10 protein-coding genes are annotated in these 23,292 nt (G+C 73.3%); 5 read left to right on the top strand and 5 right to left on the bottom strand.

Annotation, left to right across the window (positions count from 1 at the left end; translation table 11 throughout):
• Complete coding sequence (gene lanKC, locus ACTWM8_RS16715) at positions 1-2,679, bottom strand: class III lanthionine synthetase LanKC (protein ID WP_446209840.1); 2,679 nt, start codon at positions 2,677-2,679, stop codon at positions 1-3.
• A 464-nt stretch (positions 2,680-3,143) separates the two neighbouring features.
• Here lanKC and ACTWM8_RS16710 point away from each other — a divergent pair, with 464 nt between their 5' ends.
• From ACTWM8_RS16710 to ACTWM8_RS16700, 3 genes are all read left to right on the top strand, one after another.
• Positions 3,144-8,330 carry a RecQ family ATP-dependent DNA helicase gene (locus ACTWM8_RS16710; RefSeq protein WP_446209839.1) on the top strand — a complete coding sequence of 1,729 codons (5,187 nt, stop codon included), beginning with the start codon at positions 3,144-3,146 and terminating at the stop codon, positions 8,328-8,330.
• A complete protein-coding gene (locus ACTWM8_RS16705; RefSeq protein WP_446209838.1) occupies positions 8,323-14,925 on the top strand; it encodes an SNF2-related protein in 6,603 nt (2,200 codons plus the stop codon). Before ACTWM8_RS16710 ends, ACTWM8_RS16705 begins: the two co-directional genes overlap by 8 nt.
• 364 nt (positions 14,926-15,289) lie before the next feature.
• On the top strand, positions 15,290-15,994 hold the full coding sequence (locus tag ACTWM8_RS16700; protein ID WP_446209837.1) for a hypothetical protein: 705 nt from the start codon (positions 15,290-15,292) through the stop codon (positions 15,992-15,994).
• Positions 15,995-16,146: 152 nt separating this feature from the next.
• Here the strand turns inward: ACTWM8_RS16700 and ACTWM8_RS16695 are convergent, their stop codons facing one another.
• From ACTWM8_RS16695 to ACTWM8_RS16685, 3 genes are read right to left on the bottom strand one after another with little or no spacing between them, the layout of a single operon-like run.
• Positions 16,147-18,243 carry a xanthine dehydrogenase family protein molybdopterin-binding subunit gene (locus ACTWM8_RS16695; RefSeq protein ID WP_446209836.1) on the bottom strand — a complete coding sequence of 699 codons (2,097 nt, stop codon included), beginning with the start codon at positions 18,241-18,243 and terminating at the stop codon, positions 16,147-16,149.
• Complete coding sequence (locus tag ACTWM8_RS16690; RefSeq protein WP_446209835.1) at positions 18,240-19,232, bottom strand: FAD binding domain-containing protein; 993 nt, start codon at positions 19,230-19,232, stop codon at positions 18,240-18,242. The genes ACTWM8_RS16695 and ACTWM8_RS16690 overlap by 4 nt, the downstream gene beginning before the upstream one ends.
• Positions 19,229-19,774, bottom strand: coding sequence for a 2Fe-2S iron-sulfur cluster-binding protein (locus ACTWM8_RS16685; protein ID WP_446209834.1), 546 nt, complete (start codon positions 19,772-19,774; stop codon positions 19,229-19,231). Before ACTWM8_RS16685 ends, ACTWM8_RS16690 begins: the two co-directional genes overlap by 4 nt.
• Before the next feature lie 79 nt (positions 19,775-19,853).
• Between ACTWM8_RS16685 and ACTWM8_RS16680 the strand changes: the two genes are divergently transcribed.
• Both ACTWM8_RS16680 and ACTWM8_RS16675 read left to right on the top strand, forming a co-directional pair.
• Positions 19,854-20,966 (top strand): XdhC family protein, encoded by a 1,113-nt coding sequence (locus tag ACTWM8_RS16680; protein WP_446209833.1) that lies wholly within the window; start codon positions 19,854-19,856, stop codon positions 20,964-20,966.
• Positions 20,963-21,529: a nucleotidyltransferase family protein gene (locus ACTWM8_RS16675; RefSeq protein WP_446209832.1), complete on the top strand. Its 567-nt coding sequence runs from the start codon at positions 20,963-20,965 to the stop codon at positions 21,527-21,529. The genes ACTWM8_RS16680 and ACTWM8_RS16675 overlap by 4 nt, the downstream gene beginning before the upstream one ends.
• Before the next feature lie 122 nt (positions 21,530-21,651).
• Here the strand turns inward: ACTWM8_RS16675 and ACTWM8_RS16670 are convergent, their stop codons facing one another.
• Positions 21,652-23,232 carry an MDR family MFS transporter gene (locus ACTWM8_RS16670; protein ID WP_446209831.1) on the bottom strand — a complete coding sequence of 527 codons (1,581 nt, stop codon included), beginning with the start codon at positions 23,230-23,232 and terminating at the stop codon, positions 21,652-21,654.
• Positions 23,233-23,292 lie beyond the last annotated feature (60 nt).

Below are 23,292 nucleotides of genomic sequence, written 5' to 3'. Positions count from 1 at the left end.
TCAGTCGGCCGATCCCGCCGGCGTCGCGGTCGGCAGGGGCCTCAGGTCCTGCCGCGGCCCCGCCGCCGACGGTGGCCTCGCCTCCGGCAGCGGCGTCAGGAACGGCAGCCGGGTCGCCTCCGCCGGGCGGGTCGCCGCGAGGGCGGTGAGCACGCCGGCGGTGCCGGTGGCCAGGTCCATGGAGAGCCGCAGCAACTGGTCACCGGGGAAGGCGGTCAGCCCCCGGTACGGCAGGGCGTGCCAGCTCAGCAACCGGGCCTGCTGCCGTGCCGCGTCGTACTCACCCCGTCCGGCCAGGTAGGTGACGATCCCCGCCCGGCCGGCGAAGAGGCCGGACTGGGCGTAGAACGGGAAGTCGGCGCAGCGCCCGATCGCCGCCGCCGCGGTCTCGAACTGCTGGTCCGGGCGGTGGCGCAGGTACTGGTCGAGCACCAGCCCGATGCCGACACTGCCCTCGGCGAGGTACGGCATGGTCCGCCAGCCCTCGTTGACCTCCAGGTGGCCGGCGTCGCGCTGCACGCACCGGCGCAGGTCCTGCCGCAGCGCGGTGGCGGCGTGATCGAGCAGCACCGGGTCGTGGTCGAGCTCGTACCGGCGCAGCAGCATCAGCGCCACCCCGGCCCCGCCCCGGGTCAGCCCCGCGTACGGGTGTCGGCCGCCGCTGATCTCGGCGACCGAGTCGACGTCGCCGAGCCGCTCGATGACCAGGTCGACCGCCTGCCGCGCGGCGTCGGCGTACCGCCGCTCTCCGGTGAGCCCGGCGAAGTGGGTCAGGTTCAGTGCGACGCCCGAGAGGCCGCCCATCAGGTCGTTGCCAAGGTCCGTCCACGGCTGTTCCAGGCAGAGGTCCAGCAGCCGCAGCGCCTCGTCGCGGTGCCCGAGCCGGTCCAGGACGTACGCGATGCCGTGCAGCCCGTCGTAGAAGCCGAGCCGACTGCCGGAGGCGGGTTCGCGTACCCGGTCGATCAGCCACCGCTCGTGCTCCGCTTCGGTGGGCGCACCGCTGGCGTGCAACGCCCACAGCACCCCGGCCGCGCCGTGGGCGAGGTTCAGCCCGCCGTCGCTGCCCGAGAACTGCCGGATGTCGCCGGGGAAGAGCCGGTCGTCGCGGTGCGGGGTGGCGCTGGCGGCGATCGCGGCGGCGAGGCGGTCGCGCAGTCCCGGCCAGTCGTCCGGGTCGACCCGGACGGCGCCGCTGGTGCCCGCCGGCACCGCGGCTTGTTCGTCCGGCACCGCGGCCCGTTCCTCCAGCGCCCCGGCGTGGCCGTCCGGCGCCTCGGCCCGGCCGCCGACGATCACGGCGACGGTCTCGTCGAGCAGCTCGCGGGGCACGGGGAAGTTCTCGGCCACCACGTCGGCCAGGTGCGCCGCCTTCTCCGGGGCGAGCCGCAGCATCGCCGTCAGCGGCAGGAAGAGTGCCACTCGCAGGCAGGCCAGGGCGTACCGGTCGACGGCGAAGCCGGTGCGGTCGCGCGGGGCGGCGAAGGCCTGGTTGCGCAGCGCCGGCCGGCCCGCCGCGTCGGCGGGTGCGGCGACCTCGAAATCGACCAGCGTGGCGGTCCCGTCGTCGCCGACCATGATGTTGAACATGTGCAGGTCGCCGTAGACGATCCCGTGGGCGTGGATGGCGTCCACCGCCTCGGTCACCTGCCGGTGCACGTCCAACGCCCAGCGGGTGTAGGCAGCCCGGTCGGCGTCGAGGTGGACCAGCGGGTAGCGCTCCACCACCAGTTGGTTGAGCGGGCGGCCCTCGACGAACGCCAGGGCCAGGAACTCGTGCCCGCCGAAGCTGAACTCGTCGTGCACCCGCACCAGGTGCGGCACGTCCGCGAGCTGCCGCAGCACCTCGGCCTCCCGCCGGAGCCGGGTCACCGCGTCCGCGCCGGTGGCGTCCAGTCCCGCGTACGGCCGGGCCTCCTTCAACACGACCCGCTCCCCGGTACGGGTGTCCCGGGCCTCGTACAGGCCGCCGCCGTTGGAGAAGTGGATCACCTTCTCGATCCGGTACGGCAGCTCGGTGGTGCTCGCCGCGTTGCGCGCGGCCAGGTGCGGGGCGAGGAAGTCGGGCAGGGTGACCCACTCCGGCACGTGGAAGACCGGGTCACGGCGGTCCGGCACCAGGGTGCCGCTCGCGTCCTCGATGGCCGGCACCACCTGCCCTTCCGGGGAGAGGCAGTACCGGGCGGCGAAGCCGCCGTAGCGCAGGTAGACCGGCCCGTCACCGTAGCGCAGGTCGCTGAGGATGTACGGCCCCTGCTCGCCGTCGAGCAGCGCCGCGAGCTCCTTGGCGGTCAGCTCCAGCTCGGCGTCGTCGCGCGGGTAGACCGTGATGAACTTGCCGCTGCCGGCACGGCGGGCGTACTTGCTGTTGCGCATGAGCAGCATCCGCGGCCCGCGCAGGTGCTTGAACGGGATGCCGCGCGGCTGGCAGTAGTCCATCACCCGGGTCAGCACCCGTTCGGCGTTGTCCAGCCGGGCCGACACGTGGATCTTCCAACCCTGCTGGGGGAGCGAGCCGTCGACCGGGCCGTGGATCAGCCAGTCGTCCTTGACCTCGCACTCCCAGCCGTCCGGCACCGGGCGGTCCGTCGCGTAGCCGGCGACCACGGTGCTCGCGCTGGCCAACGAGTCGTAGAAGAGCGGATCGACCGCGCAGTACGAGTCGTACCGTTCGTCCATGTCGCCTGCCTCCGCCGCCTGATCGGTTGAGGTCCATCCTGCGGACGGCCGAGAGGCGTGCGAAGTGCGATGAGTCATCGATCGGCGGTGAGTTTCCCACCCCGAAGTCGTGACAACGGCGGAGTTTGAACTCGCGAACACCGCGTGACCAGCGGGGACGCAGTCGGACTCGCACCCCCGGGGACGGTCACCACTTCGGCCTTTCCGCGACAGCGCTGCGGCGACGAACAAGATCCGTCCGGGGGGTTCCGGCCCACTGACGGCATGACTAGGTTGGTGCTGCTCGCGGCTCCGGGGTCCCCTCATTCGGGCCCTTGGGGTAAGGAATCGGCAGCGAGCGGTGCTTCGGACAGGGGCCGAAACAGAGGACGGTGAGGCCCGCCGAGGCGTACCCGACCGACGCTTCGACCCACTGCCGCCGAGGTGTCGGCGTGGTACGGGGGGTCAGGTACATGGTGTCGCGGGTGTTGCCGCCGAATCTCACGGCGGCGAGTGATCTGTTGCTGCAGCGGGGTCCGCTGCCGCCGGAGGAAGTCGCCAGGATTCTGCGCGACGGTGGCATCGTGGTCGCCGCCGCCAGGCTGGCGAAGCTACCGGAGCGTTTCCCGGACGCCTTCGTCCTCGACGAACAGGGCCGCATCGGCGTGCCCCGCCAGTCGGCCCCGGTGGCGGAGACCCGACCGGTCGAGCCGCGTCCGGCGTCAGTTCCGGCGTGGCGACGGGCCGAGCCGGCGACACCCGTTTCGCTCGCCGACTGTGTCGTCGTGGCCGTGGGCGACGGCCAGGCCTCATCGACGGCCGCCGGCAACATCGCCGTGGTCCGGCTCAGCGACGGTCAGTGCCGGCTGTTCCCGTCAGGTGTCGACCAGGCCGCGCTGTTGCGGGAGTTCACCGCTGGGGCGGCGTGCGCGGTGGGCCACGACGTCGACCGGTGGCAGCTGCCGGTCGTCGCCGCCCTTCCGTCCGCGCGGGTCGACCTGCGACTGCTCGCGCTGCTGCAGGAGCCGACGCGGCCGGCTGACCGGCTCGGCGAACTGTGCGCGGCGCTGGGCGTCGCCCGGGAAAGCGACGACCTCGGAGGAGACGCTCTGGCGGCAGCCCAGTGCCTGCGTGTCATCACCGACCAGCTGGATGTGGCCGATGCGTCCTGGCAGCTCACCCGGGCCTGCCTGGCCGCCGCCGGCTCGGACGTGGTGCGCCTGCTTCCGCATGCTGCCATGCCGCAGCGCGTCCGGGACGGGTTGAGGTGTGCCCCGGATCCGCTCCTCGAGCCGGTCGGCGAGGGACACCGGTCCGCGGGCGAGGCGGTACGTCACGTGTTCGACCGCCTCACCGAACGCGGTTACGCGGCCCGGCCGTCGCAGCAGGAGATGGCCAGGGCGGTCGGCGAGGTTCTCGACAGCGGCGGCCTGCTCGCGGTCGAGGCGCCCACCGGCACCGGCAAGTCCCTGGCCTACCTCACCCCGGCGGCGGGCCGTGCCACGGGCGGAGGCCGGCCGGTGCTCGTCGCCACCGCCACGAAGGTCCTGCAGCAGCAGCTCCGGCGGGACGTCACCCGCCTGCGTAGCGAAGGGCTGTTCTCCGCTCCGCTGCGCCAACTCTTCGGGGTCTCCAACTACATCTGCCCACGGGAGGTCGCCGCCGCCCTCGACAGTTCCGACGAGTCCACGGACCCGGATCAGTGGCTTGCGCTGGCGGTGGCGATCCGCGGGCTCGCCGTCAGCGAGACCGGGGTGTGGGACGACATCTCCGACGCCGATCTGGTCCGGGATCGAGCCTCCTACCGAACCACCCGGGACACCCTCCGGACCGACGCGAGGTCCTGCGAGCGGCAGCAGTGCGCCTGGGTGGCGACGTGCCCGCTGTACCAGCGGCTCGCCGACATCCGGGAGCGGCCCGGCGTTCTGGCGGTCAACCACGCCCTGATCGCGACCTGGGCCAAGCTCGCCCAGCAGGGGCAACGTAGCCCGGGGGATGTGCTCGCCGACGGCGCCGGTGACCTGGTGTTCGACGAGGCCCATGAGTTGGAGGACTCGCTGACGGCCGCCTGGACGGAGGTCGTGGGCCGCCGCGAACTGCTCGCCATGGCGGCGCGGCTGGACGGACGACATGGACTGGACCGTCAGTTGCGCCGACTCGTTGCCTCCGGCAAGGACCTGGGGGTGGGACGTCACCTGCCGGCCCTCGCCCGGCAGCTACGTGCTGACTGCGACACCCTGACCAGCGCGGTACTGCGGTACCTCCACGAGTACGCGGGCGCAGCCCGCTCGGCGGTGCCACGCAGCGGTGTGGTGCACACGCGCCCCGAGTACCGGCAGCTGGTCGAGGAGGTCCGCCAGATCGGCCGCCGCCTGCGGGAGTTGGACGCCGTACTGACCGAGGTGGAGACGGCGGCCCGAGCGTGTCTGCCCGAGGCCGGCGGACACGCTCACCTGTTGCTGAAGGGATTGGTCACCCGGGTCGCCGGGCTGGCCCACGCGGTCCGGGACGCGGCAGATGTGCTGGGTCGGCTGCGAGACCTGCCGGATGAACATCTGTGGGTCTACCGGCTGTCCGCCGACCCGACGCCGGACCCGGGACCGGCGTCGGAGACCGACGAGACGCCCACGGACTGGACTTTCGAGTGCATCCCCATCGACGTCGGCCCGGCCTTCGCCGACGCCGTCGTACGTCCCGCCCGCAGCGTCACCCTGACCAGCGCCACCCTTTCCACGGGCGACACCTTCGACTACGTCTCCGCCCGGCTGGGCATCCGCATCGAGCGGGGCAGCGGTGAGCCCGGAGTGTTCGACGGTCGTCAGCTGCCCAGCCCCTTCCGCTACGCGACGCAGTCAGCCGTGGTGCTCACCAACCACCTGCCGGTCCCGGTGCCCAGCCAGGAGCGCGAGTTCGTCGAGGAACTCGCCCGCGACCAGGTCGGACTGCTCTCCCTGACCGGCGGCCGGTCGATGACGCTGTTCGCGGCCCGCCGGCGCATGCGGGCCGTTGCCGACCTGGTGCGGCAGCAGGGCGACGCCCTGGCCGAGCGGGGCGTGCGGCTGCTCGTCCAGGGCGAGGCCGGACGGGCCGAGATCTCCGACCTGTTCCGGGCCGATCCGGGCAGCGTCGTGTACGGCCTGCGCTCCTACTGGCAGGGCTTCGACGCGCCGGGTGACACCTTGAGCTACCTGGTCATCGAGAAGCCGCCTTATCCGCACCCGGACGACGCGGTGGTGAGTGCCAGAGCGCGGGCCATCGCCGATCGCGGTGGCGATCCGTTCCTCGACTACGTGGTGCCCAAGACGGCCGTGTTGTTGGCGCAGGGCTTCGGTCGGCTGATCCGCACCGAGAGCGACCGGGGTGTCGCGCTGATCTGTGATCGGCGCATGCAGTCACCGAGCAGCGCCAACCGGCTGTTGTTGTCGACGCTGCCCGGCCCTGCGATGTACCACGCCGACGACCGGGACGACGCGTGGCGCTTCGCCCTGCGCTTCGTCACCGGCGAGGAACCGGACCTGACAGCCTCGTTGGCCCTGGCGGGCAGCGAGGTGGACGCGATCGTGGAGCGTCTGCGCCTGGTGCCCGGGGAAGACCCGGAGCCGAAACTGCGTGAGGGGGCCCGCCTGCTGTTCGGGGTGGAGGAGCTGCGCGAGCCTCAACTGCGGCTGATGCTGGCGAACCTCGCCGGTATCGACACGGTCGGCATCCTGCCCACCGGCACCGGAAAGTCGCTCTGTTTCCAACTGCCGGCCCTGCTGCGCCCGCAGAACCGGGCGACAGTGGTCGTCAGCCCGCTGGTAGCCCTGATCAAGGACCAGTTGGACGATCTTCGCGGTCGTCGCGGGCTGCGTGGCGTGCAGGGCATTACCGGCAGTACACCGGCCACCGTCCGCAACGAGATCCTCCGGGATCTCGCCGCGGGGAAGGTGCGCCTGTTGTACGTGTCGCCGGAGCGCCTGGTGCGCGATCCCGTCCTGCGGGTGGCGCTGGAACGACAAGACCTGGCCGGCCTCGTCGTCGACGAGGCGCACTGCGTCAGCGACTGGGGACACGACTTCCGACCGGAGTTCCGCCAGGTGTCCCGGGCGGTGGCCCACCTCGACCGGGCCCCGCGGATGGCCCTGACGGCCACCGCCACCCCGCCGGTGGTGCAGGACCTGATCGCCACCCTTGAGCTGCGTGACCCGGTGGTGGTCAGCCGACCCTCCGACCGGCCGAACCTCCGTTTCCAGGTGACGAAGGTGGCCGGTGAACGCGAACGGGCACGCGAGCTGCTGCGCGTCGCCACCGCCATGGGGTCCGCCCCAGGGATCGTCTACGCGTCGCGGCGCGCCGTCACCGAGGAGATCGCGGCACTGCTGCGACGAGCCGGCATCGCGGCCCGGCACTACCACGCGGGCATGGTGCCGGAGCAGCGCGAAGCGGTCCAGGACGATTTCCTCGCCGGCACCACCCAGATCATCGTCGCCACCAAGGCCTTCGGCATGGGGGTCAACAAGCCGGACGTCGGCTGGGTGGTGCACTACGACCTGCCCGCTTCGCTGGACGCCTACGTGCAGGAGGCCGGCCGGGCGGCCCGCGCACCGGACCTTCGCGGTGAGTGCCTCCTGCTGTACAGCGGGGGTGACATCGCCCGCCGACGGGCGCAGGTTGCCGACACCGCCGTCGGTGACCGACTCGCGCAGACCCGACGGGTGCTGGCGCTGCTGGGCGAGCAGCGCCGCCGCGGCGGGGACGTGGTCTTCGACCCGGAGGAACTGGCCGCCGCGGCCGGCGTGGACGCCGACGAACTCAACGTGCTGCTGGGCTGGCTGGAACGCGCCAAAGCGGTGGAACAGCTGCCGGACTGCTCGGCGCGCGGCACCGTCCACGTCGGGGTGCGGGAACCGGAGGACCAGCAGCAGCGGCGCCGGTTCCGACACATGTCGGTGCTGCTGCGGATGCGGCCGCAGGTCGGCAGCCGCATCGACTTCGACCGGCTCGAACAGGAACACGGCATCGACCCCGACGAGCTGGAGCGCGACCTGGTCGCCTGGTCGCTGGAACGGCTCATCACCTTCTCCTCGTCGCAGCGCTACCGACGGCTGCGGCTGTTGGCCCGCCAGGTCGACACGGCGGTGCTGAGCCGGGAGATCCACCGGTGGAACGTCTGGCAGCGCGAGCAGTTGGACGCGGTCATCTCCTACGTCGGCGACGCCGGATGCCGACGCGCCGCCGTCGTCCGCTACTTCGGTTTTCCCGCCTACACCTGCGGCGTCGACCTGATCGCCTGCGACGGCTGCGGCGGACGGTCGATGTGGCATGATCTTCCCGCCTCGGCGGTGCCGGACCCGGAGCAGCTGGTCAACGTGGAGCTGACGGTCCTGCAGGCGGTGGCCTGGGCATCGACGCTACGCATGGGCCGCTACGGCGCGGTCGGCCTGAAGGCCGCCGTGCTGGGGGCGGAGGTGCTGGCCGGTGGGCATCCGATCGGCGCGGGACTGCGCCGTTGCCCCCAGTTCGGGGCGCTGCGCCACGTGCGCGCCGCCGACCGGCGTTGGGACGAGGCGGCCGCCCGACTGATCGCCGACGGGCTGCTCGTCCGCGACGAGGTCAGCAGGGACAGCAGGAGTTACACGAGTCTGGCGATCACCGACGCCGGGCGCGAAAGGTTGGGGGGCCGTCGTGGCTGAGTCGGTCAGCGTCGAGCGGGTCATCACCGCCGAACTGCTGGAGCACGGGGAGATCAGCCTCGGGCCGGTGGAACACACCCGGCTGGGACTGCCCAGCCACTCCGCCGACCTGACGGTCGTGGTCGACGACGAGTCCCTGCCGGTCGCGTGGGTCGCCGGACGACGCCGACTGCACGGTGAGGCGCTGACCGAGTACCTCCAGGACACGGCCCGGGTGGGCGGGTTGCTGCGGCTGGAGCGCCGTGGCGGCGACGCCCTGCGGCTCGTGGTCTCCGCACCGGGAGCCCGGTTGTCGTCCGCCGCGCGGCTGCCCGGCGCGGTGACTCTCACCTCCGCTGCCGCCGCCGCCGCCGTCGGAGCGGCCGCGGCACGGTCCACCGCCCGGGCACCGCGTCGGGCCAGCACCGGCGGGCGTTACCGCCTGCGCAAGCGCGAGGAGTACGCCTGGCAGGGCGAGATCGGCTTCCTCAAGAGCGCTCGCACACATGTCTCCGGCGCCCTCAAGGACCGCGGCTGGGACCCGGCCGAGGCGGTGGAGATGCGGCTGGAGGGGGAGCGGCTGGCGACCCTGGACCAGTTCGACGAGCTGCTGGCCATCGACGCCGCGCACATCGAGCACATGCCCCACCAGGAGGCCGCGGCCCGCACCGTGCTGACCCGGATGGGCGGGCGCGGCATCCTCGCCGACGAGGTCGGCCTCGGTAAGACCGTCGAGGCGGGCCTGGTGCTCAAGGAGCTGATGCTGCGCGGGCTCGCCCAGCGGGTCCTGATCATCTGCCCGGCGCCGCTGCGCGACCAGTGGCGCGACGAGCTGCGCGACAAGTTCGACGAGGACTTCACCGTGGTTGCCAGCGGACTGAACGCCAAGGCGTTCGACCAGGACCGGGTCATCATGACCCTGCAACTGGTGCTGCGTAACGCGGAGCGGTTCCGCAAGCGCTTCGACCTGGTCATCGTCGACGAGGCCCACCGCCTCTCCGGCGCCGGCGCGAAGCGTACCCGGGAGACGGTGGGGGACCTGATCGCCAAGGCGCCCCGCGCGCTGTTCCTGTCGGCCACCCCGGTACAGAACAACCTGCTCGAGCTCTATCGACTGGTGGAGCTGCTGCGCCCGGGCACGTTCGACTCCGAGTACGACTTCTCCCGCCGTTTCGTCGACCGGAATGACCCGCGCCGGCCCGTCAACGCGGTCGAGCTGCGCAAGCTGATCAGCAGTGTGGTGGTGCGGACCACCCGTCAGCAGGCCGGGGTCGATCGGGTGCACCGCATGCCCCCACAGGACCACGGTGTCGTGCTCACCCCGCCGGAGCGCCAGCTGTACGACATGCTGCTGCACACGCTGCGCCACCGGATGACCGGGCCGGCGGACACGATGCGTCGGCGGCAACTCGCCCTGCGGCTGACCGCCTCGCCGCAGGCGGTGTCCCGTAGCGCCCTGCGGATGGCCGAGCGAGAGTCGGACGGGCAGTTGCGGCGGGTCCTGACCGAGATCGGTCACCTCGCCGGCGACATTCGGCACACCTCCCGCGAACAGACCGCCCTCAAGGTCGTCAGACGTTGGCTCGACGAGCACGGACGGGTGCTCGTGTTCACCCAGCACACCGACACGCTGACCGGAATCCTTCGGCTGCTCGACGCCGACGGCATCACCGCCGCGCCGTTCCACGGCGGCATGACGCACACCGCCCGCAGCGCGTCGGTCGCCGACTTCCGTTCCGGCAGCGCGCAGGTGCTCGTCTCGACGGACGCCGGTGCGGAGGGCCAGAACCTCCAGGTCAGCAACTGTGTGCTCAACTACGACCTGCCGTGGAACCCGATGCGGGTCGAGCAGCGGATCGGCCGGGTGCACCGGCTCACCCAGACCCGGGACGTGCACATCGCGAACCTGTTCGCCCGCGACACCCTCGACGAGGCGGTCTACCGGCTGCTGCACGACAAACTCGCCATGTTCGAGCTGCTGTTCGGTCAGGTGGTCACGGTCCTCGGCGAGCTGGAGGGCACCCAGGACTCCAGCATGGAGAGCCGGGTGCTGGAGGCTCTCTACGCCAAGAGCGACGTCACGATGCAGAGCCGGCTCGACGAGCTGGGCAGCCAACTGGAACAGGCGCGCAGCCGAGCCATGACCATGATGAGCGCCGACGCGGGCCTCAGCGACTGGCTGGCCCAACGGCAGGAGGAGCGCCGCAAGCGCGCCGCGCAACCGGAGGCGCGGGAGCTGTTGCCGCAGGCTTCCGGACGTCCCCGCCGTCGGCAGAAGGACCTCGAACGGTTCATCGGTCGCTTCCTGACGCTGGCCGGTGCGACGCTGACCCAGCCGTCCGAGGGGCTCACCGTCGCCAGCCTCCCGGACGACCTCGCCGCCGCGCTGGGGGGCCGTCGGGAGCTGATCCTCGCCTTCACCAACGCCGCCCTCGACCATCATCCGGAGGCGCAGCTGTGCGTCGTCGGCTCTGAGCTGTTCGACGAGTTGCTGGAGGTGCTCCGCGAGCGGGGTGACCTCGCGGGCACGGTGGCTGCCATCCCGGACGTGCACCAGAAGCCGGCCTTCGCCCACAGCCCGGACGTGCAGCTGGTGAAACGGCACGTCGAGCCCGCGGACGAGTGGGCCGCCCGCGCCACCTACCGGGTGCAGGAGGGTGCCACCAGCGGCAACCAGCAGCTGGTGACCGTCGCCGTCGGCCCGGCCGTCGTCACCGACCGGAACCGGGTGCCGCTGGCCGACGGGGCGGCCATGCCGGCGGCCCTGCCGGAGAAGGCGGTTCTCGACGTGGTCGACCGGCAGGCGGCCGGGCAACTGCGTCACAACCTCCGCGAGGCCAGGGAGGCCGAGCAGCGGCGGCAGCGGGAGGCGCAGGAGACCCTCGTCGCCAACCTCGAGAAGCAGCTAGCCTCGGCGCAGAAGGCCTGGCGCAAGCGGCGTGACTCCGAGTCCTACGCCGACATGCACGAGCGGGAGCGCCAACTCACCCGCGCCATCGAGGCGGCCCGCCGACCCCTGCCCCAGATCACCGACACCGAGCTGCGGGCCGAGCTGCTCACCCTCGAGATGCACGGCTCCGACCAGTTGGTCGTGGTCGAACGCTGGGAACACACCGGCGGCGTCATCCGCGAGCTGCGCTACCCGTGGACGGGCAGCCTCGCCCGGCACGGCCTGACGTGCGAGGCCACCGGCGGGCCGCTGACCGCGCTGAGCCTGTGCGGCGGGGGACACGTGGTCAACCCGTCGGCACTGTCGGCCTGCCAGACCTGTGAGGCCGACTGGTGTGGTGCCTGCGGTCCCGACCGGGTGGTGCGGGCGTGTCGCGGCTGCGGGCGGGTCGCCTGCCGGACCTGCCGCGCCGGCGGTGCGCTCTGCGGCAGCTGCGCCCGGCCGGAACGCGCTCCTGAGCTGGACAGCGAGTGGGAGATCGGCTGGCGCCTGGGCGGCACCACCCACCTGCTCGTCGGGGAACGGCATGCGGTAATCGTCGATCCCGACGGGGCGCGACGGACGGTGGTGCCCACTGCCGACGTACGTGACCCGAGCCGGGCGCGGCTGCGCGGGCTGGCCCACCGGTTGCGACTGCCCGCCGGAGCGGGCCTGGTGGCGGCAGCGCCCAGGGTGGCGCCGGCCGACCTCGCGGCCGGCAGCGTATGGGCGGACGTTGCGCCGTCGGCGTGGTGGACCTGGCGGTCCGGTGCCGGCGCGGCCGTCGATTCCGGACTGACCGATCTGCTGCCGAAACTCACCTCCCCGGCGGTCGACGGCGAGGAGGAGGCAGGCCTGGCCGCGCTCCTGACCGATCTGCGCCGCCGCCAGCCGGCCCCGCCGGCGCCCTCGGTCGCGGCGATGCCGTTCGCCGTGGTGCGCCGGGTCGACCTGGTCGAGGGACAGTTCGCCTACCGCGAGCTGTGGCAGGACGGGGACCGGGAGCCCCGGCTGGCCGACGAGGACAGCCAGCCCCTGCGGGAGAGCCGCCACGAGGTGGCGCCGTACTGCCGGCCGGTCGCCGGGACCGTGGTGGGACCGGTCAGCGTGGAGGTGGATGCGCTGCACCGCTCGTACCTCTGTCTGCTCACCGACGGCACGCGCAGCACCACACTGTTCGTACCGGGAGTGCCCGGCGCGACGGCGCGGGCGGAAGAGCACCTGGCCCGGACGGTGGCGGCGGCCGGCCTGTCCCCGGACCGGGTCGTCGTGCGGCATCCCTGGAGCGCGCCGCCGGCGGCCGAGCGGGGCTACAGCTCCGCCGCGCCGGAGGTGACCGTGGAACGCGCGGTCGGCGCGATCCGGACGCTGGTCGCAGCGGAGACGGGCGACCCGGAGACGGGGTTCCTTGCCGACGACGTGCCTGCCGGCGAGTTCGGGGCCGCCCGGCGCACGGACGACGGCGCCCTGCGGGCGGTGCTCCGCGGGCTGACCGGATCCGAGGTCGGCGTCGCCGCCGCCGAGTGCGTCACCATCGACGAACGGTGGCGGTCGCCGCACGGCAGCGCCGAACGCCGCTACCTGCTCGCCCCGGCGGCGCCGCTCGACACCGGTCTGCTCGCCGGGCGCACCCTGGTCGCCTCTGGTGGGACCGTCACGGCGACGCTCGACGACGGACGCGTCCTCGACGGTGAGGTGTACGTCGACAGCCACGGGCACCTGGTCGACCACGAGCAGGTCGCCGGCTGTCCGGTCTGCGCCCGGGCGTACGGTCCGTGCTGCGGGGACGACGGCGCCTTCGGCGACTGCCGGTCCTGTGCCCGACCGGCGTGCGGCGCCTGCCGGCGTACCGACCCGGCCACGGTGACCGCCACCCGGTGCGCCCGCTGCGGTGACCGGTCGTGTGGCGACTGCGCCCGGCACCTTCCGGTCCACGCCTGCCAACTCTGCGGCCGTGACGTCTGCCGGTCCTGCAGCCCGGAGAAGGTGTGCCTGACCTGCCAGCAGCTGGCCCCGGCCACCGACGAGCAGGCCCGTGGCCTGCCCGCCGAGCTGTGCTCGGAGGGGCTCGCGGTGCTCGTCGGCGTGGACGACGGGGGCACGGTGGCGGTGCTGCACGGCGCGACGCGTGCGGAGGTTGCCGTCGTCACGCCGGCCGGGCTGCAACGCTGGGAGACCGTCACCGAGGACGACGAGGACGTGCTCCGGGTCCGTCTCGGTGCGGCGCGCCTGGCCGGGCACGGTGATGTGGCCCTGCGTGCCGCCGCCGCCGAGCCGGTGCCCGCCCACTACGACTGGCTGATGCTGGACGTCGACCGTGGCCGGACCTTCCAGTGGTCGGTGGAGACCGACGGGGTCCGGCGCGCGGGCAACACCTCGGCCCTGGCGGGGGCGGTGAGCGCGGGCACCCCCGGCGCAGAGCTCCTCGCCACCCTGGGCACGTCGTTGCGCTCCGGGACGGACGTGCCGGTGCCGGTGCCCGCGCCGCCGGCCCGACGGCAGGCAGTGCGACGCCTGGCCGCCCCTCGTACCTCGACGCGGGCGCGCACCGTGGCCAGCGGCCGTTGGCAACCCACCGAGACGGCACTGGGCCTGACGGCCGACGGGTTGGTGCGCCGTCGCGCGGTCGGCCGCCAGGTGTTCGAGGAGCGGGCGGAATGGCAGGTGCCCGACGCGGCCCCGGCCTGGGCGGTCGCCGGCTGGTCTCCCCAGCCGCAGATCGTCTCCGCGGCGACCATGGATGGCTTCGCGGCCGTCATCGCCGCGGTGGGGAGACACGCGCTGCTGGGGATCTGTCAGGACGGCCACCCGCCGGTCTGGCGCGGGCTCAGCGCGGACGACACCGGGCAGGACCTGTGGCGGTCGGCGCTCGGCGCCGACCTGCTGGGCGAGCAGGCGCTGCTCACGGTCGTCGCGCACACGCCGGTCAGTCAGCTGCGTGGCCCCATGATCCTGCGCGCGCAGCTGATGTCCCGTCGTACGTCGCCGGTGGTGGGCCGACAGCCGTTCGGGCAGCCGCGCCGGACGGCGCTGTCGCCGAGTGAAGCGGTGGCCGCGATCATCCCCCACGCCCGGCCGGCCGCCCCCGCACCGACCGCCGAACTGCCCGAACCACTGCGGAATCACCTGCGGTCCAGGGCGGCGGCCCACGGGTTCACCGAGGTCGACGTCACCGTCGGCCTCGGCGTGCAGGAGCAGTGGCGGTTGCCAAGCGGCGACCTGGTGGACGTCGGGTACGTCGTCCCAGCCGGACAGACCATGGGACACCTGCCCGACGCGGTGACCGGCGAGCCGTTGCACGAGGCGTCCGCGTGTCGCCGGCGCCACCTCGTCAAGTGGCTGGAGCTGTGCAGCACGTGTCTGACCGCCACCTGCGCGGCGTGTCCCGACGCCGTACGGCCCTGCGCCCTGTGCGGCGGACGCCTGTGTGGCAGCTGCGTGGCCGCGCCGGACGGCCGCTGCCCGGCGTGCGCGCACCTGCGGAAGGTCGGGCTGCTGGAGCGGGGGAAGTTCGGCGTGTCGCTGCGCGGGGCGGCCTGGCACAGCGCCGGGAAGCACGTCCAGGTGACGGTGCGCCGCGACAAGGAGCGGTGGTCCCTGGAGAGGTGGGACAAGGACGGGCGGGTCACGGGGGTGCTGGAGGGCCCGGCGCTGCTGTCGGTCCGGCACATGCTGGGCGAAGCCTGAGGGGTGGGCGGCGGCGCCTCGCGCGACACCGCGGCGCCGCCCGGTCCGGCCGCGTGCGCTCGCCGCTCGACCAGTTCGCGTACCGGATGACCGGCCGCCCCAATGGCACCGCCCGACGCGAAGCAACCACCGGTGTGGAGCGTGGTCTTCACGCCGGCTCGACATGAACCTGAGGGGGAGAGCCTTGTCCCGGACGAAACAGCCGCTCGCGCTGTGGATTGGGCGGCTGGAGGAGCAAACCGTCGTCGCGCTGCGACCGATGATCGTGCCCGGCAGCGTGGAGGGTAAGGATCCCAAGCCGGGGGGCCCGTCCCGAACCGTCATACCGCTCGGGACGAAACCCAGGAGCGGACCGGAGTACGTCATGGCCGCGTTCCTGCTGCTCGCCATCGCCGCGACGGTCGTCTCCTGTTTCGGCGGTGCCAGTCGGTCGGTCACAGTCTGGCTCCTGGCGCTCGTGCTTCTCCTCTTCGTCCTGCTCGGTCGTTCCACCTCGGGTGGCGTGACCCTGCAGCGGCTCGCAGACTTCCCCGACGAGCACGTCACCCTTCGGACCCCGCAGAGCAGGGCGGAGTTCAACGAGCTGGAGCGCCTCGGGCGGCGGATCGACGACAACGCCGGGGCCCTGCAGCAGGTGGTCCCGAGGGCCGAGGCCGACGAGACGCTGGTGCGCGCCCTCTGGGAGGGGGCGCGCCTGGTGGCGTCGCAACAGAACACCCGCCAGGTGGTCCACGACCTCAAGAGTCAGGACGGCACCCAGCTGTCGCCGGACGCCGCCGCCGCCGACCTCGCCGCCGAACGGGATCGGGCCACCGCGCAACTGAAGGACATCGGGACCCAGATCGACCACCTGCGAACCAGGCTGGCGGCGGTCGCGAACGCCGGCGACGAGTTCGTCCGCGAACAGCGGGCTCGCGAAGCCACCCGGCAGCCGCAGCAGACGCCGGCCAACGCCGGCACCTCGACGACCAACGACCGGCCCGGCACGCCCGACGAGCTGGTACACCAGACTCTGGCGATCATGCAGGCGTACGAGGAACTCCGCGACGCCCATGTCAGCGCCTCGTGAACGCAAGCCTGATACGGGGACCCGCGACGCCCTCGCCGAGCTCGCGTGACCGCGTGTCTTGTGCTGATCCATGCCTGCGGGCCGACCGGACGCGCCTCACCCACGGCGGCTGATGCCGCTGGTTGGCGTCGGCAGCGGGTGTCCGGGCTGACTCACCGGCCGAGCAGCTTCTCCAGCCGGATCGGCAGGTCGCGTACCCGGACGCCCGTGGCGTGGTGCACGGCGTTGGCGATGGCGGCGGCGCTACCGACGATCCCGATCTCGCCGATTCCCTTGACCCCGGCCGGGTTCAGATCGGTGTCCTCCTCGGCCACCCAGTACGCCTCGATCCGCTCGACGTCCGCGCAGCCGGTGACGTGATAGGTCGCCAGGTCGTGGTTCACCCAGTCGCCGTACCGCTCGTCGTGCACGCCCTCCTCGTGCAGCGCCATCGACAGTCCCATCGTCATGCCGCCGATCAGCTGGCTGCGGGCGGTGGTCGGGTTGACGATCCGCCCGGCGGCGAAGACCCCGAGCAGGCGCCCCACTCGCACCTCGCCGGTGTCCGTGTCGACCCGGACCTCCGCGAAGTGCGCGCCGTACGCGTAGCGGGGCAGTGGGTGCTGCGCCCGTACCTCGTCGGCGGTGCTCACCTCGGCGGTCAGCCCGTCCGGCGGCAGCGTCCCGCCGGGAGTGTCGCGGAGCCGCTCGCGCAGGGTCTCGCAGGCCCGGATCACCGCCCAGCTCCACGAGGCGGTGCCCATCGAGCCGCCGGCGACGCCGGCCGGTGGCAGATCGCTGTCGCCGATCCGGATCCGGACCCGTTCCGGCGGCACCGCCAGCGCGTCGGCGGCCACCTGCCAGAGCGCGGTACGGGCGCCGGTGCCGATGTCGGTGGCGTTGATCCGGACCTCGAAGCTGCCGTCCGGCGCGGCGGTGACCGCGGCGGCGGCGGCCCGGCTCCGTGCCGGGTAGCTGGCGCCGGCCATTCCGGTGCCGATCAGCCACCGCCCGTCGCGTCGGGCCCGCGGCGTCGGGTCACGTCCGGCCCAGTCGAATCGGCGGGCCCCGTCCCGCAGGCAGGCAACCAGGTTCCGGCTGCTGAACGGCTGCCCGCCGTCGGGGTCGACCGCCGGGTCGTTACGGATGCGCAACTCCACCGGGTCGACGCCGCAGGCGATCGCCAGCTCGTCCATCGCGGACTCCAGCGCGTACGCGCCGGGGCACTCGCCCGGCGCCCGCATCCAGAACGGCGTGGGCACGTCCAGCCGGACCAGCCGGTGGGTGGTGCGTCGGTGCGGCGCCGCGTACATGCTGCGGGTGTAGACGGCGGTCTGCTCGGCGAACTCGGTCAGCGTCGAGGTCTGGCTGATCGCGTCGTGGCAGATCGCGGCGATCCGGCCCTCGGCGTCCGCGCCGAGCCGGACCCGCTGGATGGTGGGTGTGCGGTAGCCGATCGGGCCGAACAGCTGCTGCCGGGTCAGGGCGAGCCGGACCGGCCGGTCCACCTGGCGGGCCGCCAGCGCGGCGAGCACCACGGCGGCCTTCGGGTTCCCCTTGCTGCCGAAAGCGCCGCCGACGTGCTCGGCCACCACCCGGACCGCCTCCCCGGGCAGCCCGAAGAGCTGGGCGAGGGTCGCCTGCACCGGCGACGAACCCTGGGTGGAGTCCTGGACCAGCAGCAGGCCGTCCCGCCACCGAGCTGTGGTGGCGTGGGGCTCCATCGGGTTGTTGTGGTAGGCCGGGGTGCGGTAGGTGACATCCACCTGGACCTCGGCGGCCGAGTACCCGGCGTCGAAGTCACCGCTCGCGGTGTCCGTCGGGTAGCTCGGATTGACCTTGTCCGGCCGGTACAGCCCGGGGTGGTGCTCGAAGAGCACCGTGCTGTGCGCGACGGTGTCGTAGTCGATTCGGACCAGCCGGGCTCCCTCCCGCGCCGCCTCGAGGCTCTCCGCGACCACCACCGCGACGAACTGGCCGCGGTAGTGCACGGTCGGGTCCTGCAGCAGGAACAGCTCCGGGTCCACGTCGGGGGCGAGCCGGGGGGCGTTGCCGTGGTGCAGCACGTCGAGCACCCCCGGGACGGCCAGCGCGGGGGCGGGGTCGATCCGGCTGATCCGGCCGCGGGTCGCGGCGGCGGGTACGACCCACCCGTAGGTCACCGCCTCGGCCGGGTACTCGACCGCGTAGCGGGCAGCGCCGGTCACCTTGTCCCGGCCCTCCAGCCGCGGGTGCTCGCGCCCCACCGCGCCCGTTGCGGTGGCGTTCATCGGTTCACCGGGCCGGCCAGGTCGGTGAGGGCGCGGACCGTGATGTTGCGGATCAGCGGGACCTTGAACGCGTTGTGGTGCAGCGGTCGGGCCGCGGCCAGTTCGGCGTCCGCGGCCCGCGCGGCCAGCTCGGCGGTGAACGGCCGGCCGCGCAGCGCCTCCTCCGCCCGGTACGCCCGCCAGGGCCGGTGCGCCACCGCCCCGTACGCCAGCCGGACGTCGCGGACGATGTCCCCCTCCAGGTCCAGTGCCGCGGCCACCGAACCGACCGCGAACGCGAACGACGCCCGGTCCCGGACCTTCACATACGTCGACCGCGTCGCGAACGGCAGCGGTGGAACCCGCACGCCGGTGATCAGCGCGCCCCGGGCGAGCGTGGTCTCCCGCTCGGGATGGTCCCCGGGTGACCGGTGCAGTTCGGTGACCGGGACCTCGTGGGGCCCGTCCGGCTCGTACGCCTCGACCACCGCGTCCAGCGCGACCATGGCGACCGCCAGGTCGGACGGATGGGTGGCCACGCACGCCTCGGACCAGTCGAGGATCGCCAGGTCCCGGTTCTGCCCGTGCAGGGCGGCGCACCCGGTGCCCGGCTCCCGCTTGTTGCACGCCCGGCCGGTGTCCTGGAAGTAGACACAGCGGGTGCGTTGCAGCAGGTTCCCCGCCGTGGTGGCCATGTTGCGCAGCTGTCCCGAGGCCCCGGCGAGCAGTGCGCGGCTGAGCATCGGCTGGTGCTGCCGGACCAGGGGGTGGGCGGCGAGGTCGCTGTTGCGGACGGTGGCGCCGATCCGCAGTCCGCCGTCCGGCAGCGGGTCCACCGTGTCCAGCGCCAGCCGGTTGACGTCCACCAGCAGGTCCGGCCGCTGCACGCCGAGCTTCATCAGGTCCACCAGGTTGGTCCCGCCGGCGAGGTAGGCTCCGTCCGGGGCCGCGTCGATCAGGGCGACCGCCTCCGCGACGTCGGCCGGACGGTGGTAGCGGAACGGTCTCATCCCGACGCCGCTTCGCGGACCGCGGCGACGATGTGGGGGTATGCCGCGCAGCGGCACAGGTTGCCGCTCATCCGCTCCCGGATCTCGGCGTCGGTCAGCTCCACCGGGCCCGTCAGGTCGGCGGTGACCGCGCTGGGCCAGCCGGCGGCGACCTCGTCGAGCATGGCCCGGGCGGAGCAGAGCTGCCCGGGGGTGCAGTATCCGCACTGGAACGCGTCGTGCGCGATGAACGCCGCCTGGAGCGGGGAGAGTTCCCCGCCGGTGGCCAGCCCCTCCACGGTCGACACATCCCGGCCGTCCAAGGTCACCGCCAGGAGCAGGCAGCTCTTCGCCCGGCGACCGTCGAGCAGCACCGTGCACGAACCGCACTGGCCGTGGTCGCAGCCCTTCTTGGACCCGGTCAGCCCCAGCCGCTCCCGCAGCGCGTCGAGCAGGGTGGTGCGGTTGTCGAGCGTCACCTCGTGGGTGGTGCCGTTGACGGTGAGGGTGACCGGGGACGACCACTCGTCGGTCGGGTCCACGCCCGCGCGCCCGTTCTGCACCGGGTCATCGTACCGACAACCGTAGGATAGGCCTTCAAATCGGGGCAGATAGCTCCTAGGTGGAAGGGGTGACCGGCGCATGCGGGATCTGCTCGCCTCGCTCTGCGACCTGCACCGACGGGGTGTGCCGTTCGGGCTGGCGACCGTGGTGTCCAGCACCGCCGGCCTGCCGGCGCCGGGCGACCTGCTGGCCGTCGACCCGGCAGGGGAGGTGCGTGGCGGGATCCCGGCCGGCTGCGTCGAGTCGGCGGTGCTCGACGCGGCGGCGGAGGCGCTGCGCACCGGCCGACCCCGGCTGGCCCGGTACGCCGTGGGCGCGGACGGCCCGTGGCCGTCCCGGCCCGGCTGCACGGGGAGCCTGTCGGTGCTGGTGCGGCGGGTGGCCCCGGGCGACCCGGCGGGGCGGGTGCTGCGCGCCCTGGCCGGCGCCGGCCCGGTCGGCGTGGCCACGGTCACCGGCGGTCCGGCGCCGTTCGCCGCCCAGCTCGTGATCTGGCCCGACCGCCGCGACGGCACGCTGGGTGACCCCGTCCTGGACGACTGGGTGGCCGGGCATGCTGCCGACCTGTTCCGTACGGGCGGGACCGTCCTGCTCCGGCGGGCCGGGCGTCCGCCGGTACGAGTGCTGCTCCAGGCCGTCCCGGCGACCCCGGGGATGCTGCTCGTGGGCGCGACCGCGGTGGCCGCGGCGCTGGGTCGGATCGGGGTGGACCTCGGCTACCGGGTCACGGTCTGCGACCCGCGCCCGGCGTTCGCCAGCGCCGGGCGTTTCCCGGCCGCCCACGAGGTCCACCGCGCCTGGCCACACCGATGGCTGCCCACCGTCGGGGTGGACAGCAGCACGGTCCTCTGCCTGCTCGGCCACGACCCCCGCCACGAACTCGCACTGCTGCGCGCGGCGCTGGACACCCCGGCCGGTTACATCGGCGTGCTGGGCAGCCGCGCCGCCCACGCTGCGCGGGTCGACCGGCTGCGCGCCGAGGGTGTGTCCGAGGCGCAGCTGAGCCGGCTGGCCGCGCCGGCCGGGCTGGACCTCAACGGCCGGACCCCCGTGGAGATCGCGCTGGCCATCGCGGCGGAGCTGGTGGCCTTCCGGCGTGGGGGGAGCGGGCGGCCGCTGACCGGGCTGACCGGCCCGATCCACCGGACCGGCCTGCCCGCCACGCCCCGGCGGGCGGTGGAGGTGCGATGACGGTCGCCGGGCTGGTGCTCGCCGCCGGAGCCGGTAGCCGCTTCGGTCGGCCGAAGGCGCTGGTCGAGGTCGACGGGGAGCCGCTGGTGCGGCGGGCGGTGCGCCTGCTGCGGGCCGGGGGGTGCACGCCGGTGCACGTCGTGATCGGCGCGGGCGCGGAGGAACTGCCGGCGCTGCCCGGGGCGGTGCCGGTGCTGAACCGGCGGTGGCGTGCGGGACTCGGGGCGTCGCTGCGCTGCGGCCTGACGTCGCTGCCCGCGTACGCCGCCGCGGTGGTGGTGGTGCTGGTGGACCAGCCGTCGCTCGAACCGGGGGCGGTCCGCCGGGTCCGGGCGGCGTACGCGGCCGGAGCGTCGGTCGCGGTGGCCACCTACGCCGGGCGGGCCGGGCACCCGGTGCTGCTGGCCCGGGCGACCTGGCCGATGGTCGCCCGTCACGCGGTGGGCGACCGGGGCGCCCGGGACTTCCTGCGCGCCCGGCCCGACCTGGTCGTCCCGGTGCCGTGCGACGGTGCCGGCTCGCCGGCCGACGTGGACACCTCGGCCGACCTGGCGGCGCTCTAGCCCGATCGACCGGGGGAGCGGGTGCCGTCGGACGGATGGGTCACGCCCGGCTCCGGCCGGACCGCCGGCGGACAGGGAACGGGGGCGGGCCGACCGGCCCGCCCCCGTCACCGTCCTACCGCTCAGTGCACCGGCACCTGCGCGGCCGCCTCCTCCTGAGCGCGTCGCTCGTCGCCGCTGAGGGTGTGCAGCGGCTTCTCCTTGATGAACAGCACGACGACCAGCGCGAGCAGCGCGATCGGCGCGCCGATCAGGAACAGGTCGGCGGTGGCGATGCCGTACACGTCCTGCACGATGCGCAGCACCGGCTCGGGCAGGGTGGACAGGTCGGGCACCTCCGCGGAGCCGCCGCCGGTCGCCGCGGCCGGGCCGAGCTTCTCGGTCATCAGCGAGGTCACCCGGTTGGCCAGGACGGCGCCGAGCGCGCTGACCCCGATGGCCCCGCCCATGCTGCGGAAGAAGGTCAGCACGGAGGTGGCGGCGCCGAGTTCGTGGGCCGGCACGTCGTTCTGCGCGGCGAGCACGAGGTTCTGCATGAGCATGCCGACGCCGATGCCCAGCACGGCCATGTAGATCGACAGGACGACCACGCTGGTGCGGGCGTCGATGGTGCCCAGGAGCAGCATCCCGACGGTCATCACCGCGGCGCCGGCCACCAGGTAGGCCTTCCACCGGCCGAACTTCGTGATGAGCTGGCCGGCGATCGTCGACGAGACGAGCAGACCGAAGATCATCGGGAGGCTCATCAGGCCCGCGACGGTCGGCGACTTGCCCAGCGAGATCTGGAAGTACTGGGACAGGAAGACGGTGCCGCCGAACATCGCGACACCGACCAGCACGCTGGCGACGGTGGCCAGCGAGACCGTGCGGTTGCGGAAGATGTCCAGCGGGACGATCGGCTCCGCCGCCCGCGACTCGACGCGGACCGCCAGCGCCAGCAGGACCACGCCGCCGGCGACCATCGCGGCCGTCCAGCCCGAGGCCCAGGCGAACTTGTTGCCCGCCAGGGACGACCAGATCAGCAGCGTGGAGACGCCCGAGGTGATCAGCACCGCGCCCAACCAGTCGATCTTCACCGTGCGGCGGACGACCGGCAGGTGCAGGGTGCGCTGCAGCAGGACGATGGACAGGATGGTGAACGGCACCCCGATCAGGAAGCACCACCGCCAGCCCAGCCACGACGTGTCGACGAGCAGGCCGCCGATCAGCGGACCGGCGATGGTGCCGACACCGAAGACCGCGCCGAAGATGCCGGCGTAGCGGCCCAATTCGCGCGGCGGGATCATCGCCGCCATGACGATCGTGGCCAGCGCGGTCATGCCACCGGCGCCGATGCCCTGCACGACCCGGCTGACCAGCAGCACCTCCACGTTCGGCGTGAAGCCCGCGATCAGCGAACCCACCACGAACAGCCCCAGCGAGAGCTGGATCAGCAGCTTCTTGCTGTAGAGGTCGGCCATCTTGCCCCACAGCGGCACGGTCGCCGTCATGGCGAGCAGTTCGCTGGTGACGATCCAGGTGTAGACGGTCTGGCTGCCCTGCAGATCGGCGATGATCCGCGGCAGCGCGTTCGCCACCACCGTGGAGGCGAGGATGGACACGAACATGCCCACCATCAGGCCGGAGAGGGCCTGGAGAACCTCCCGACGCGACATGCGCGTGCCGACCTCGGCCGGGTCGGCGGGCGGGGCGGTTGTGGTCATTCTTGCTCCCTTTCGGGGTGGATCCGGATTGGCTGGCCCCGGAACGGACGCGCCGGGGCG

The organism is Micromonospora sp. IBSANI012, assembly GCF_052814045.1.
The sequence above is the reverse complement of the archived record's forward strand: the minus strand, read 5'-3'. Positions and strand labels throughout refer to the sequence as shown.

Bases quoted from the DNA above. Each gene is read 5' to 3' on its own strand.
- ACTWM8_RS16695 (WP_446209836.1), bottom strand. From the start codon at position 18,243: ATGAACGCCACCGCAACGGGCGCGGTGGGGCGCGAGCACCCGCGGCTG.
- ACTWM8_RS16670 (WP_446209831.1), bottom strand. From the start codon at position 23,232: ATGACCACAACCGCCCCGCCCGCCGACCCGGCCGAGGTCGGCACGCGC.
- ACTWM8_RS16680 (WP_446209833.1), top strand. From the start codon at position 19,854: ATGCGGGATCTGCTCGCCTCGCTCTGCGACCTGCACCGACGGGGTGTG.
- ACTWM8_RS16690 (WP_446209835.1), bottom strand. From the start codon at position 19,232: ATGAGACCGTTCCGCTACCACCGTCCGGCCGACGTCGCGGAGGCGGTC.
- ACTWM8_RS16700 (WP_446209837.1), top strand. From the start codon at position 15,290: ATGGCCGCGTTCCTGCTGCTCGCCATCGCCGCGACGGTCGTCTCCTGT.
- ACTWM8_RS16675 (WP_446209832.1), top strand. From the start codon at position 20,963: ATGACGGTCGCCGGGCTGGTGCTCGCCGCCGGAGCCGGTAGCCGCTTC.
- lanKC (WP_446209840.1), bottom strand. From the start codon at position 2,679: ATGGACGAACGGTACGACTCGTACTGCGCGGTCGATCCGCTCTTCTAC.